Raw genomic sequence first — 14837 nt, 5'->3', positions numbered from 1 at the left:
AGTGCCACTGTCCGCACTGCGCCCGGCGCAGTTCATGGCCGCGCGGGCTGCTCCGGCAACACCACGAAAAACGTCGATCCAGCGCCTTGCGCGGACTCCACCCACACACGCCCGCCATGCCGCTCCACGGTGCGCCGCACGACCGCCAGACCGACTCCGTCGCCGTTCGCTACATCGCCATGCAGACGTTGAAATGCTCGAAACACCTTCGACATATAAGCGGCCGGAATGCCCAGGCCGTTGTCGCGCACATAGTACGTGCGCATGCGAATCGCGCGCGGCCCGTTTTCGTCGACGGGCTCCGGTTCGAGCGCACCGATCTCAATGCGTCCGTTGCGCGCGGGGTCCAGATAATTCAACGCGTTGCCAATCAGATTGCTGAAGATCTGTTCGATCGCGGCCGGGTCGCCCCATGCCGGCGGCAGATCGCGCACGGTAACAACCGCACCGCGCTCCTCGATGGCGCGCTGCAAGGTCTCGGCGACGCGCGCCACCACGCGCGCAACGCTGACCCGTTGCCATTGATATTCGAGCCGGCCGGCACGCGATATTCGCAACAGCGCTTCGATGATCGCCGCAGCCCGCGTGACCGCACTACGCAAGTATTGCAAGGATTCGCGCACATCGCCGTCGAGAATATGCGCCATACGTTTTTGTTCCGCTGCCGGCAGCCGCCCTTCGACGACGATGCTGTCCAGCTCATCGCACGAGACCTGCAACTCCTTCGAAAACCCTTGCAGGTTTACGAGCGGCGAGCGCAAGTCATGCGATACGCTGTAGATAAACATTTCGTTGTCTTGCGTCTCCTGGCGCAGTTCCTCATTGACGCCAGCCAGTTCCTGCGCACGCGCTTCAAGACGCTCCTTGAGCGACGCCTGCTCGGCCTCCGCCTCGCGCAGTCGCGCGCCGGTCTGATGCAGCACGGCGTCGAGCGCCGCGATTTCGTCGTTACCGGACAGGCGCGCGGCAAGCGGCCGCCCGTTGCCAAGGCGCTCCGCGTTATCGGTCAGCACTTCGAGGCGCCGCCCGATGCTGCGCGCAAACACGACTGCGGTACCCGCCCAGATCAGCATGGACCCGATCACTGCGGCGATCAGCGCATATTGCTGATGCTCGCGACGCCGCACCAGAGCCGCCGAGCGCTCAGCATCGAGACGCGAAGCTTCTTCGCCAAAGGCCGCGAGTCCGTCGCGAAATGCGGCGACTGGCTGCGGCAACGCACCACTCTCGAGCGCGGCGAGCGATTGCAGATTGCGCCCGTCACGCAACGCCTGCGAAATCATTACGGTCTGCGCGCGGTATGCGTCGATTGCGCGCTTCATCTTATGAACCCGCTCGACCTGCTGCGGCGTATCGGCAACCAGGGCGTCGAGCTTCGACAGACGGTCGCTTACGTCGATCCACACCGTATGCCGCTCGAGCAACGACGGATCGCCGATCACAATGCCGGTACGAACCCGAGCCGCCTCGCGCAGCAGCGGATCGACAATTGCCGATGACTGGTAAAGAATCTGCTTGCTATTGGTGACCCATTGCGCGGCTTGGGCTGTCTGCTCCTGAGTATCGAAGACGACGCCAAGAAGCGCCAGCTCCACCAGGCTGGGCACTGCGATCAGCAGCAGGCCCTTGGTGAATAATTTCATGTTCGCCCGAAGGTCGTTCACGCAGCGGCAGCTTGCGGGAACCCGCCAGCCAGACGGGCCATTATCGACGTGAATCGGCAATATTTCAACGTGAGCGCAAGATGCCCACGCCCACATAAAAATGACTTTTTTATTGGTGCAAGATGTTTTTTCGGCGCGTCGTGCGTCTATGATGGAGTCAGATGTGCTGGAATGCGAAGGCGCGCGGCGAGGCGGTTCGGCATGATTCGTGCGGGAGTCGGTGAGGCGGCGGAGTCGTCGAATCATCGTGAATCCGGCCTTGTCGTATGCTATAAAAGATCGACGTGCGGCGCGCGAAGCCGGGAGTTGTCGCATGAGGACGCTGCGTTTCTTGCAATTCTTTTTCAGGCGAATTTTTATGTCCTTCCCGAAAAAGCGTAGACGCGCGAAGGTGGACGGCGATGAGTCGTTCCTCGCGGTACTACGGCATTTCAAGCCCTTCGGTCAACTCGACACCAAAATTGCGCGCGCTCGCGCGCAAGACGAGCCGGTTCTTTATGCACATGTGTTGCCCGGTCTCGACGTGCTTCTATGCAGCGTGCGCGGCGCACACCCTCCTTACCCGGCCGCGGCCGAATTGCGGCGGCGCTGCATCGAATCCATCACGAATGCACTGGAACAGCCGCTCGACGGTCTCGAGAACGGTGGTTACTGGTATGAAGCGGACGGCTTCGGATTCCTGGTATTTGCGAGCCGCGCTCGCGGCAAGATCCTGACCGAGTTTGGCGCGACACGCGTCGGTGCGCGTCGCGGAGTTCGCCGGCAAGATGCGGCGGGCGACGCAACGCCGCGGTCGTTGCGCTAGGCGGAACCTCTCACCCTCCCTTGCACGGCGTGGTCATACGGTGACCACGCTGCGCTCATGCTTCGCTCATGCTTCGGTCATGCAGTGGTCACAGTATGATCGCGCGGCGAGCTTCGCTCCCGCGAACTCGTCACGCCTGTGCTACATCATCGCGCTTACGCCGGCCCTGCGTTCGCCGTGCTATGTAGACGGCACGCTAATCAGCCATAGAAAAACGAACGAAAAGCCGCCGCCAAGGGTCCAGTCGAACCAGCCCGCAGGTAGAAGGAAGTGCATCAGCTTCCCTTGTACTCGGCCGCGCTCGCGGGCGAAACGGTCGCGGGCTTGCGTCCGGTCGGCGCGGGGGCCGAAGCTGCGGAAGCATCCGAAGCCGCGGTCGATGAACGCTTGTTGACCGGCACCCCTTCGAGCGAAATCGCGGGCTTGGGCTTCTGTTTGGTGCCCGGCGGCGGCGCCGTCGGTGCCTGCCGGACTTGCGACAGCAGTTGAGTGCACGGCAACGGCTTGTTGTTACTCGGCGCCAGCAAGGGCAGCAGCGCGGCGAATGGATTGATGAGGCCGAGGCCCACAGCTGCCCCGCCCCGCAACGCCAGCGCGCCCACGTTCACACCGACGTGCGGGTTCTTGAACGTGCCCTTCGCATACAGCGGCGAGCGCAACGAGAACACGCGAAAGCCCTTCGTATGCGGATGCACGCCGAGGTCCATGGTTTCGTCGCGCAGATTGATATTGCCGTCGATGTCGATCACGGCGTCGTCGGTATCGAGTGCGAACACGCGCGAATCGAGCACGCCGTTGGTCGCGACAAAGTCCGCGGCGGCACAGTTGATCTTCACGTCCCGATTGCCGAACAGCTTTTCATACACGACGTTCGCGACGTTCAGGCCCGCGGCTTCCATCAGCAAGCGGCTCACCGTCCCTTCGGTGACGAGCGCCTTCACTTCGCCGTTCGAAGTGGCCGCGAGCGCCGCGGGCGAGTTGCCCGTCGCGGTCAGCGCGGCGTCGCCATTGATCTCGCCCAGCGCGTTTTGCATCGTCTTGAAGTTCGGGAACAGCTGCTTTAACTTCAGATGTCGCGCAGAGGTCGCGAAGCGTCCCTTCAGCGGCGCGCTGCTGCCGTCCAGATGAATGTTGGAAGCGAGCGTGCCTCCGGCTACGCCGAACCTCAACGGCTCGAGCGACAGCACGCCGTCTGTCATCACGACGTGCGTGTAGAGATCTGTAATCGGCAGATCGGCGTTCTTGACGATGCGCCGGCCGGTGAACTTCACGTCGGCGTCGATCGCCTTCCAGCGGTCGGTGCGGAATTCCTCGACCGGCAGGACCTTATCGGACGGCTGCCTGGCCGCATCCCCGCGCTTGGCCTTGCTCGCGTTGGAGTCCGCGCCGATCACCGGCGCGAGATCGGAGAACTGCAGCAGATGCGACACGAGTTCGCCCTGCAACAGCGGTCGCGGCCGGCGCGCCGTATAGGTCAGCGAGCCGTTCAGGTCGCTGCCGCCTACGCGGCCTGTAAAGTTTTCATACTTGAAGACGTTGCCGGTGTTCTTGAACTGACCGACGAGGCGCCCTTCCGTTGCGTAGGGCGGCGTGTCGGGCAACGTCACGCCTGTCAGCGAATAGAGTTTGGCCATGCTGCTGCCCTGCACCCACAGGCGCATATCGACGGCCGAAAGGTGCGCCGGGTCCGTGATGGTGCCCACGAGGCCGACATGCAGATCGCCTGCCTTCACATCGGCCTGAACGGGGAACGGCCGGTTGGCGTCCTGGAGCGCCAGCACACCGCCCACTTTGCCGCTGCCCGAGACCGGGGTCTTGTTGTAGGTGCCTTTCAGGGTCCAGCCGATTGCATACGGCGGCACTTCGCGCTGCGCGCCCCGCGCCGCGTTCGTGCTGTCGGCGCTAGCGCCGCTTGCGCTCGATGCCGCCGGCGCTTGTGCACCGCTCGCGCCCGATCCAGCTGCGGCCGCTGCGACCGCCGTGGACGCCGCGCCGCTTGCGCCCTTCGAACCGCCCGCGGTGAGCCCGCCCGCGGCGCCTGTCGCCGCCGTCGTGCCGGATGCGTGGATGTCCGTTGCAGAAGCACCTGAAGCCGCCGCTGCGGAAGCGGCCGAGGCCGCCGACGCCGCCTGCGCATCAGCCTGGGCGCTCAGTTTTTTCGCGCCCTCTTTGCCGACCGCTTCCGCCGATGCCTTGCGCGACGCCTCCTCCTGCTGCTTCATCGCCTCGCCGATCGGAATTGGCTGACCGAGCGTATCGACGACCATCTGCACGTCGACCTTCTTCTGCTCGTCAGAGAGCGCGATATTGCCTTTCGCGAACACGATGTCGTGCAACTGCAGCTTCCACTGCGACGGCGTTTTCGACGACGGCAGCTGGAACGTCCAGTTGTTGCGGCCATCGAGCATGCGTTCGAGATCGACCGAAGGATTCACGAGGTTGATCGCCGGGATCACGATGTTGTGCGCGATGAGCGGCAGGACCTTCACCTGGAAGTCGATCTCGTCGAGCGTCGCGAACTGCGGGCGCTTCGCCCAGTCGGGGTTCGCTATCGTGATGTTGGCCGCCGAGAAGCGCGGCCAGGGCACCCAGCTTTTCCAGCCGATTTCGCCGGCCGGGTGCCGGAAGCCTACTTTCAGATCCCCATTGATGGTGAACTGCCGACCGATCGCCTGCGTGACCTTGTCGTTGACATACGGCCGCGCGCGGTTCCAGTCGAACGTGAGAATAAAAACGGTGAGCGCAACCACGAGGATGACGATGATCGCGACTATCCATGCGACGATTTTGCCGATCCGTCTTCCCATTGTGCTCGACCGTGCCATCAAAAGGCTCCATGGTTTCTTGTTGGTTGTCGATCGCGCAGCAGATCTTGTGCCCGCTTTGTGCGCACGTTGAGGCTTGGCAGCTCAGCGGCTTGGGGCTCGAAGGCTCGGCGGCTCGCCGCAGGCCTCAGTCCACTTTATGATGCTGCATCGCGCACCCCGCCCTCTACGCACCACTTGCTTTCATGACCGATGTCCCCTTCGTTTTCGCCGATGGCATCGTCCGGCGCGATGCATCGCGCGGCCAGACCTTGCTCCAGTCCACCACGTTCGCGCTGCATGCCGGCGACCGCGTCGCCATCTCAGGCGCGTCGGGCTCAGGCAAGAGCGTGTTCCTGCGAGCACTCGCGCTGCTCGATCCGCTCGACGCCGGACGGATCGTCTGGCATGGCGCGCCCGTCGCGCGAGCCGCGATTCCTCGTTACCGGCGCAGCGTCGCCTATATCCGGCAGCGGCCCGCGCTGCTCGACGGCACAGTGGAAGACAATCTGCGTTATCCGTTCGAACTGCGCGCGTATCGCGACACGCGCTTTGACCGCGAAAAGGCGGCCGATCTGGCCGCGCAGGCTCGCCGTGCGGGCGATTTTCTCGGCAAACGCGCAAGCGAACTGTCAGGCGGCGAAGCGCAAATCACCGCGCTGATTCGCGTACTGCAACTCGCGCCCGAAGTGCTCCTGCTCGACGAACCGACTGCGTCACTCGACCCTGAGTCGTCGCACGCAATCGAAGGACTCGTGCGGGCATGGTTCGACGCAGATCGCCGCGCGCACGCTTCAATCTGGGTCTCGCACGACCCGGCACAAGCTGCTCGCATGAGCGAGCGTCATCTGACAATGCATGCGGGCGTCCTCGACGAGCCCGCCGTCACGTCCGAGCAAGGAGCGTCCAGCCGATGACATTGCAAAACCTGAGTCTTTGGGACGTCGCGATTGCCGCGTTGCTGATCGTCGTGAACGGCGCGGTGTCGGTGGCGCTCAAGCTCGATCTCGAACGCAAGCTCGCGTGGGCCGCCGTGCGCACCGTCGTGCAGTTGCTCGCGATCGGTTATGTGCTGGGTTGGGTGTTTCGCTACGACCACTGGTTTGTCGTGCTGCCGTTGATGACCGTGATGACGCTGATCGCCGGCTTTGCCGGTGCGCAGCGCGGCAGCCGCACCTACGCGGGACAGCGCGCGGACAGTGTGCTGTCGATCTGGGTGAGTTCGTGGCTGGTGGCAGCGGTCGGGCTCTTCGTCGTGATCCGCATTCACCCTTGGTACGAACCGCAATATGCGATTCCGATTCTCGGCATGATCCTCGGCAATACGCTCACCGGCGTCTCGCTTGGCATCGAACGAATGACCGAGGAGCTGACCGCCCGGCGAGATCGCGTGGAAATGGCGTTAGCGCTCGGTGCGACGCGCTGGGAAGCGGCGCAAGCGCCTGCTCGTCAGGCGGTGCGCGCGGGCATGATGCCGACGCTCAACCAGATGGCCGTGGTCGGCGTAGTCAGCCTGCCCGGCATGATGACCGGCCAGGTGCTGGCCGGCCAGTCGCCGTTGCAGGCGGTGCGTTATCAGATCGTGATCATGTTTCTGATCGCGGCATCGTCGGCGCTCGGCACGGTAGGCGCGGTGCTGCTCATCTATCGACGCCTCTTTTCAGCGGAGCACCGGTTTCTGTCGGCGCGGCTGATCGAACGGGCCGGCGTGCGGCGTTGAACGGTTCGGACCAGCTTCTGCCAAAAACGCTCCACCACCGTCAGCGTTTCGCGCTGATCGCGACAGTCGTGCCGTCGCTGAGCGTCAGCGTCTTCGTGCTGCCGTTCACCGGCATCGTGAACCGGAGCACCTGGCTCATGCTGACATCGTTCGGACACTTGAGCGATTTTCCATTGGCCGTGACAGTCTTCAGGCCATCGGGCTTGTGCGCCTGAAAATTCAATTGCACGGTCGCCGTGCCGTCGTCGGCGACGACCGGCGCGAGGCGGATCTGTGTCTGGCGAATCATCGCGCCATTGGAGTCGAGCGGCAGCGACGCGTAGTTCGGACACGCATCCGCCGCAGGAATTGCGCCGCCGGGCGGCACCGTCTTCCACGTGAAGTCGTCCGATTGACCGGAGCGAATGGTGCGCGTTTCCTGCGAGTTGCCGAATTGTTTGGAGGTGACGCGCACCGTGTAGCGAATCGGACCGTCGAGGGCGGATTGCGACGTCACCGTGATCGGCGTGGCCGCCCGAGCCGCAGGCGCGAGTACGCCGCAAGAAAGCACGCAAGCGAGAGAAGCGACAACTGGAACGGCGGAGAGTTTGAAGCTGGAGCTCATACTGTCACCTCGTTGTTGTGCCGCTGCATGCCCGCGTCAGTGCGCTGCCCCCGCATGGTCCAGGTAAAGCGCGCGGAAACCGGCAGCAGACGCGAGACACGCAACCGTTTTAGCATGATGCGTCACCAGTCTACCGCCAAGCGATGTCGCGCGCGCTCCCTGAGCATCGGGTGTTACCCCGCTTGCGTGGACGCGTTTTATCAGAAGCCGGTCAGGACCAGCTTGCCGATCGCGCGCCCTTCTTCGAGCAGAGCATGCGCGCGCCGAAGGTTCGCCGCATTGATCGCACCGAGGTGTTGCCCGACGGTCGTGCGCAACGTGCCGGCATCGACGAGACGCGCCACTTCGGTCAGCAGCTTGTGCTGTTCGATCATGTCGGGCGTGCCGAACATGGAACGCGTGAACATGAACTCCCAGTGAAACGCGGCGCTCTTCGCCTTCAGCAACTCGACCGGCACCGGCTTGCTATTTTCGACGATCGTGCAGATGCCGCCCTGCGGTTTAATGAGCTCGGCCGCGATCGGAAAGTTCTTGTCCGTGTCGTTGAACATCAGCACGTAGTCGACTTGTTCGATGCCGAGTTTCTTCAATTGAGCGGGCATGTCGCCGAAGTGATCGACCACATGATCCGCGCCCAGCTCGGTCGCCCACTTCGCCGACTCGGGACGCGACGCGGTCGCGATCACTGTCAGCTTCGCGAGCTGTTTGGCCAGCTGGATGCCAATTGAGCCGACGCCGCCCGCGCCGCCGAAAATCAGCACCGTGCGCCCCTCGTGCGCGCCTTGCGGTGAGACGCCGAGGCGATCGAACAGCGCTTCCCATGCGGTGATGGCCGTCAGCGGCAACGCGGCCGCATGCGTGAAATCGAGCGACGCGGGCTTGCGTCCGACGATCCGCTCGTCAACGAGATGAAACTCGCTGTTCGCGCCCGGTCGCGTGATGCTGCCCGCATAGAACACCGGATCGCCGACCTTGAACAGCGTCACGTCCGGCCCCGCTGCGACGACCGTGCCTGCGGCGTCCCAGCCGAGCACGCGCGGCGCCTTTTCGACGGTATCCTTTGGCGCGCGCACCTTGGTGTCGACCGGATTGACCGAGATCGCCTCGACTTTCACGAGCAGATCGCGACCAGTCGCTTCGGGTTTGGGGATATCCACGTCGATCAAGGCTTCGTCCTGGTCGATGGGCAAATAGCGGTAAAGGCCAACGGCTTTCATGAGTGCTCCCGTGTGTGTTCGAATGAGGTTGAAGAACCGGTGAGGTCCGCACGGGTTTTGATGCTGGCCGCGCCGTTTCACTGAGACCGCCGATCCATGGACATGATCGTAAGCCGCCTCTTACTTCGATAAAAGCGGCATAATCGCTGAAACATCTTTTTGATTTTCCAAATAATGGACGTTCCGGCATCTACTTTTCGCGATTCGCGGCTGGCTGGCAGCGAACGCGATCGGCTGGACTTGCTCGACGTCGCACTATTCGTGCGCGCCGCGCTGCTGGCAAACGTGTCGGCGGCGGGACGCGAGTTCGGCCTGTCTGCGGCGGTGGCAAGCTCGCGGATCGCGCAACTGGAAAAGCTGCTCGGCGCCCGGCTGCTGCATCGAACCACACGCCGCATCAGTCTCACGCAGGACGGCGAAGTCTTCATGGCGCGCGCCGAAGCGCTGCTCGACGCGGCCGCCGCAGCGCGAGCTTCGGTGGGCCGAGGGCAAGCGGAACCGCAAGGCCGCCTGCGCGTGTCGATGCCGTCGTCGTTCGGGCGGCAGCACGTGTCGCCCGTCATCACCGAGTTTCTGCGGCGTTATCCGGGCGTGAGCGTCGATTTGCGGCTGACCGATCAGCTTGTCGATCTCGTCGATGCGGGTATCGACGTGGCTATCCGTATCGGCGTGCTCAAAGATTCTTCGCTGGTCGCGCGCCGCCTCGCGGTCAACCGGCGTGTGTTGTGTGCGGCCCCGTCCTACCTGGCGCAGCGCGGCACACCACATCATCCATCGGATCTCGTACAGCACGAGTGCATGATTCTGTCGGATCAACGCGACTGGGCATTCGAAACGCCGGCGGGAACGCTCGACGTGCGCGTGAGCGGGCGCATGGTCACCGATAACGGCGAAGTGATCCGCGACGCGCTCCTCGCGGGTTTCGGCATCGCGCTCAAATCGACATGGGACGTCGCGCCGTTTTTGCGCACCGGCGAACTGGTGAGCGTGCTCGAAAACTACCCGCTCGCCGAGAAGGTGGCGATCTGGGCTGTGTATCCGAGCCGCGCTTTCGTACCGCCGAAGACGCTCGCGTTCATCGACTTTCTTGCCGCGCATTTCGGCGATCCACCTTTCTGGGACGTCGAGCCGGAGTGAGATTGGTGACATGCGGCATCGTTGATCTGAGCGCCGACGCGGACTGTGAGAAGGACAGCAGGTTCGCGAGGTCGTCGTGAACCATGCGTCCGTTAGCCTCGGTTCGGCATAACTTGGAGATCATAGATCCGCAGCTAGCGCCAAGCAGACTTCCGTCAGCAGCCGGAAGTCAGCTTCCAATACCTCACGAGCCAGCCTTGCCGGCTGCGGTACCTGACGATTTCCCATCGGTGTTCACGTCGGCCTGCGCGTCGTTCTGCGTCTTTTCCTGATACTCGCCGCCACCGCGGCGATCCGTGTCCTGCAGCCCACGTTCGACGTCGCTATGCGCCTGCTTGCCGACACGCCGTGGCTCTTCGTCGTGCTGCGAGCCGGCGCTCTGGTCGTTCTCATGCGGCAACGGCGCAGCTGCGTCTTCCAATGACTCCGGATGCTTCTCGGCATGCGGATCGGCCTGCTTGCTGCCGTCCGACGATTGCGGTGTGCTTTTCATAACCCGCTCCTTATGTGTTCACTATTGCAGCCGACGCGAACGCGCCGGCTACGCTCCGTCCAGGCGTTTTCTCATTGCCGCGGTGATGCGCTGTCGAGTCTTCGAGTAGTCGGCCCACGGGTCGCTCTTCAGATTTGCAAGACGCTCATGCAGGTTCCCGATATTCCACTGATCGCCGCCAGTGGTTGACGCCACTTCGTCCCAGGCGAGCGGCACCGAAACGCCTAGCCCCGGCCGCGCCCGCGCGGAAAACGCGGCGACCGTGCTCGAGCCGCGGTTATTGCGCAAATAGTCGACGAAAATTTTCTGCTTGCGATTTTGCGCGCCCATTTTCGCGCTGAAATATTTGGGCAGCGTGCTCGCCATGTGCTGAGCGACCGCCTGCGAAAACTCCTTCACCTCGTCCCAACCCGCGTGTTTCGACAGCGGCACCACGACATGGAAGCCCTTGCCGCCGCTCGTCTTGCAAAAAGACGTGAGGCCGAGTTCGTCCAGCAGCGAGCGCGTCAGCTGAGCGGCCTCGATCATCCGGTCCCATCCGAGCGACGGATCCGGATCCAGGTCGAACACGACGCGGTCCGGCTTTTCAATGTTCGATGCCACGCCATTCCACGTGTGAAATTCGATGGTGCCCATTTGCGCGGCGCCGACCAGCGCCTTCACACTCTCCACGGTGATGAGCGGAGGATGACCGGGGTCGAGCCCGGGGTGCTGCGTGATGTTCGGGATCGACAGCTTCTGGCTGTGCTTCTGGAAAAACAGTTCACCGCCAATGTCCTCGGGTGCGCGCACGAGCGACACGGGTCGGTCCGCCAGATGCGGCAACATCCACCGCGCGACCGATTCGTAGTACTGCACGAGGTCGATCTTGCGCGCGCCGGTGCTCTTGTCGATCACGCGGTCCGGGTGCGATACGCGAACGCCGGCGACTTCGGCGGGCGACGCGGACTTTTTAGATCGCGATGCTGCGGGTTTAGTGTCCGCGGCTTCGTCTTTCAGTGTGGCGGTTTTGGCTGCCGCTTTGCTCGCTGTCTTTGCGGCCGGCGTGGTTGTCGTTGCTTCGCCAGCAGTTTTAGCGGTCGATTTAGCGGTCGTTTTAGCCGACGCCTTCGCGGTGGTTTTTACGCCCTTTTCCGTGTCGTTGTCCGTTGCTTCTGCCGCCGCCGCTTTGCCGGCAGAGCGCTTCTTATTCGCGCCTGAAGTCTGCACGTCGTCATCCGCTTCAGCCGCCGCGCGCCGTCCTGAAGGTTTCTTCGGCGCCGTGTCGGATTGGGCCTCGATATCGGTTTGCTGTTGCACGTCGTCCCCCTTGCGTGGTGCTTCCTTGACGATCTGGCGCGCCGGCTTGTCGCTGCGCAAACTGACGAACGACGCCTGGCGCACGATACCGTCGCTCGTCCATTCGGCGAAATTGCATTCGGCGACGAGCACGGGCTCGACCCAATGCACCGGCGTGCGACTGCGCTCGCGCGGCGGACTTGCGAACGGCATGCGTTTCGTCTCGTGTGCGTCGAGTTCTTTCTTCACCGAGCGCAGCAAGGCGGCGTCGAAACCGGTGCCGACGCGCCCCGCATATTGCAACTTGCCCTTGCTGTCGTACACGCCGAGAAGCAGTGCGCCGAACGCCGCGCGGCTGCCCGACGGTTCCGAATAGCCGCCGATCACGAACTCCTGGCGTCGGCGGCACTTGAGCTTGATCCAGGTGGCCGAGCGGCCGGAGCTATAGCCGCTGTCGCGCCGCTTACCGATGATCCCTTCCAGCGCCATATCGCACGCGCTTTTCAGCAGATCTTCGGCGCTGAACTCGAAGTCGTTCGAAAAGCGCAGCACGCTGTCGTCGACCGTTTCGAGCAGCGCGCGCAGAATCGCGCGTCTTTGCTGCAGCGGCACGCCGCGCAAGTCGTAGCCGTTCAGAAACGGCACGTCGAACAGATAGACGACGATGTCTTGCGGCCGGTTCGAATCGAACGCGTTTTGCAACGCCTGAAAGTTGGGCACGCCATTCTCGTCGAGCACCACGGCTTCACCGTCGAGCCACGCGCTTTCCACTCCGAGTCGTTCGAACGCCTTCACCTGCTTGCCGAACTTCGCGGTCCAGTCATTGCCCGCGCGCGTGAACACCTGCACGTCGCGGCCCTTCCCGCTCGCGTCGATGCGAGCGAGCACGCGATACCCGTCGAACTTGATTTCGTACGACCAGTCGTCCCCGGGCGGCGTAGCGTCGACGAGCGTCGCCAACTGTGGCTTGAGCGTCGCGGGCAGTTTCGCTGCCACCGCACCTTCTATTGCCGGCGACGCGGCGAGTTCGCGCAGCGACTCGCTGCTGCGCGTCGCCACGATGTCCGGACGCTTCGGATCGCCGCGGACGGGGGCCGCTGTCGTTCGCTTCGCAGCAACCTGCTTGTCTTTTGGCTTGCTCGTCTGCTTGCTCGTCTGCTTGCCGGCTTTCCCACTGGAGGCCGGCGCGGCGGCGAGCACACTGCCCGGCTGTTCTGCGAGAACATCGTATTCACTCTCGGGACGCGCCTCGTCGTCGCGTTCCTTGATGAGCAGCCATTGCTCCTTGTCGGCGTTGCCGCGCATGTGGCTGCGCACGAGCGTCCAGCCGCCGTGCAGTTTTTCGCCGTGCAGATGGAACTTGAGCTTGCCGGCCCGATAAGCACGCGCCGCCTCGGCCGCGCCGCCGACCGGCTCCCACGTGCCGCGATCCCAGACGATCACCGTGCCCGCGCCGTAATTGCCCGGCGGAATTTCGCCTTCGAACGAACCGTACTCGACCGGATGATCTTCGACATGAACGGCGAGACGCTTGACCGACGGATCGAGACTCGGCCCTTTCGGCACCGCCCACGAAAGCAGTGCGCCGTTCAATTCGAGACGGAAGTCGTAATGCAGGCGCCGCGCGTGGTGCTCCTGAATCACGTACGACAGGCCTTCGTCCGGTCCTGGCCGCGCCGCATTGCGCCCGACGCGCTTTTTGGCCGCCTTGTTGCCGGCGGGCTCGGGCGTTTCGTCGAAGCGGCGCTTGCGGTTGTAGAGGTCGAGTCGGTCGTTCATCGCGCGAACTCCATCGGGGGCGAGGTGGCGATGGCTTGCGGCGCCTGAACCGAGTCAACGCAGCCAACCGAGCGAACCGAGCCGTCGGATCGGCGCACGAGCGGGTTCATGCCGCGGTTCGCACCGCTAGTTCTGCCCTGTTGCGCCCGCCGCTCCATCATGCCGCCGCGCGGCGCTTGCGCGCGGTCGTAGTCGACTTGGCCGTGGCGCGCCCGCCTCCACTGCCGCTGCTAGTGCCGCTTCCACTCGAGCGAGGCGCGCGCGTGGAGCGCGTCGTGCGTGGCTTTTTGCGCGATGCCGTCGCGCCGCTGTCCTCTTGCGAATCGCTGTCTTCGTCGGCAGTCTCGTCGGCGGCAGCGCGCTTGCGCGTGCCCGAAGCAGGCTTGCTCTTACCGCGCCCGAGGCTGCGCTTGAGCAGGTCGGACAAGTCCAGAATGTCGGCCGATTGACGCGACTCGCGCGGCGCTTCGATATCGGTGATTTCCTCGGTCTTGCCCTCGCGGACCTTCCGGTCGACGAGCGCCATGATGTCGTCGCGGAACGTGTCGTGGTATTTCGACGGGTCCCAGGTATCGCTCATGTCGTCGATCAGCTTCTGCGCCATGTCGAGTTCACGCGCGCTGACGCCCGCCGCCTTGGTGCCTTCGGCCGGCAGCTTGAATTCGTCGAAGTCGCGGACTTCCTCAGCCCAGCGCAGCGTGTTCAGGGCGAGCACCGGGCCGACCGGAATCAGTGCGGCAAGATGCTGCTTGTTATGCAAGACGACACTTGCCACGCCGACCTTGCCCGACGATTTCATCGCCTCGCGCAACAGCGCATAGACCTTTTCGCCTTTGCGGTCGGGCGTCAGAAAGTACGGGGTGTCGAGGTAGAGAAACGAGATGTCGGGCGCGTCGACGAAAGCGAGAATATCCACCGTCTGCGTGGATTCGGGATTCGCGGCGCGAATCTCGTCATCCGTCAGCACCACGTACTTGTCCTTCTCGTATTCGAAGCCGCGCACGATGTTATCGCGCGTCACGTCCTTCCCGGTGCGCTTGTTGATCTGCTTATAGCCGACCGGATCGATCGTGCGTTTGTCGAGCAGGTTGAAGCCGACCTTCTCCGACTTCGTAGCCGGATACAACTGCACCGGTACGTGGACAAGGCCGAAGCTGATCGCGCCTTTCCAGATCATATGTGCCATCGTGCGCTCCCTGGGCCTAAGACCCATGGAGAAGCACCAAGCGTGCCACGGTTTTTTGACGACGCGCGGCGCAAGGCCGTTGGGCTATGCGCACGCCGCGCTGTAAGTCTTGCATGTTGGCGGCAAAAACTACGGAGTCCCGTGCATTGC

At 63.5% G+C, this 14837-nt stretch carries 11 protein-coding genes; 4 read left to right on the top strand and 7 right to left on the bottom strand.

From position 1 onward, the window contains the following. Positions 1 to 32: 32 nt before the first annotated feature. On the bottom strand, positions 33 to 1643 hold the full coding sequence (locus J2W46_RS16570) for a sensor histidine kinase (RefSeq protein ID WP_310355060.1): 1611 nt from the start codon (positions 1641 to 1643) through the stop codon (positions 33 to 35). Between the two features lie 334 nt (positions 1644 to 1977). Between J2W46_RS16570 and J2W46_RS16565 the strand changes: the two genes are divergently transcribed. Further along, a complete protein-coding gene (locus J2W46_RS16565) occupies positions 1978 to 2469 on the top strand; it encodes a hypothetical protein (RefSeq protein WP_006048904.1) in 492 nt (163 codons plus the stop codon). A gap of 275 nt (positions 2470 to 2744) precedes the next feature. Here the strand turns inward: J2W46_RS16565 and J2W46_RS16560 are convergent, their stop codons facing one another. Then, positions 2745 to 5294 (bottom strand): AsmA family protein, encoded by a 2550-nt coding sequence (locus J2W46_RS16560; protein ID WP_310355058.1) that lies wholly within the window; start codon positions 5292 to 5294, stop codon positions 2745 to 2747. 185 nt (positions 5295 to 5479) lie between these two features. Between J2W46_RS16560 and J2W46_RS16555 the strand changes: the two genes are divergently transcribed. Both J2W46_RS16555 and J2W46_RS16550 read left to right on the top strand, forming a co-directional pair. Next, positions 5480 to 6190, top strand: a complete 711-nt coding sequence (locus tag J2W46_RS16555; protein WP_310355056.1) for an ABC transporter ATP-binding protein — start codon at positions 5480 to 5482, stop codon at positions 6188 to 6190. After that, positions 6187 to 6993, top strand: a complete 807-nt coding sequence (locus tag J2W46_RS16550) for an ABC transporter permease (RefSeq protein WP_310355054.1) — start codon at positions 6187 to 6189, stop codon at positions 6991 to 6993. Before J2W46_RS16555 ends, J2W46_RS16550 begins: the two co-directional genes overlap by 4 nt. Before the next feature lie 40 nt (positions 6994 to 7033). Here J2W46_RS16550 and J2W46_RS16545 read toward each other — a convergent pair whose 3' ends face one another. Continuing rightward, a complete protein-coding gene (locus J2W46_RS16545) occupies positions 7034 to 7597 on the bottom strand; it encodes a DUF6013 family protein (RefSeq protein WP_310355053.1) in 564 nt (187 codons plus the stop codon). A gap of 200 nt (positions 7598 to 7797) precedes the next feature. Beyond that, positions 7798 to 8814 carry a zinc-binding alcohol dehydrogenase family protein gene (locus J2W46_RS16540; RefSeq protein WP_020065878.1) on the bottom strand — a complete coding sequence of 339 codons (1017 nt, stop codon included), beginning with the start codon at positions 8812 to 8814 and terminating at the stop codon, positions 7798 to 7800. A gap of 174 nt (positions 8815 to 8988) precedes the next feature. Between J2W46_RS16540 and J2W46_RS16535 the strand changes: the two genes are divergently transcribed. Then, positions 8989 to 9951, top strand: a complete 963-nt coding sequence (locus J2W46_RS16535) for a LysR family transcriptional regulator (protein ID WP_020065877.1) — start codon at positions 8989 to 8991, stop codon at positions 9949 to 9951. 184 nt (positions 9952 to 10135) lie between these two features. Here the strand turns inward: J2W46_RS16535 and J2W46_RS16530 are convergent, their stop codons facing one another. The 3 genes from J2W46_RS16530 to ku form a co-directional block, all read right to left on the bottom strand. Beyond that, positions 10136 to 10444 (bottom strand): hypothetical protein, encoded by a 309-nt coding sequence (locus J2W46_RS16530; protein ID WP_310355051.1) that lies wholly within the window; start codon positions 10442 to 10444, stop codon positions 10136 to 10138. Positions 10445 to 10492: 48 nt separating this feature from the next. Continuing rightward, positions 10493 to 13501 carry a DNA ligase D gene (gene ligD / locus J2W46_RS16525; RefSeq protein ID WP_310355048.1) on the bottom strand — a complete coding sequence of 1003 codons (3009 nt, stop codon included), beginning with the start codon at positions 13499 to 13501 and terminating at the stop codon, positions 10493 to 10495. A gap of 157 nt (positions 13502 to 13658) precedes the next feature. Continuing rightward, positions 13659 to 14687 (bottom strand): non-homologous end joining protein Ku, encoded by a 1029-nt coding sequence (gene ku / locus J2W46_RS16520; RefSeq protein ID WP_310355047.1) that lies wholly within the window; start codon positions 14685 to 14687, stop codon positions 13659 to 13661. Positions 14688 to 14837 lie beyond the last annotated feature (150 nt).

This window comes from Paraburkholderia strydomiana (assembly GCF_031456815.1).
Taxonomy (GTDB): domain Bacteria; phylum Pseudomonadota; class Gammaproteobacteria; order Burkholderiales; family Burkholderiaceae; genus Paraburkholderia; species Paraburkholderia caledonica.
This window is presented reverse-complemented; position numbering and strand designations above follow the sequence as displayed.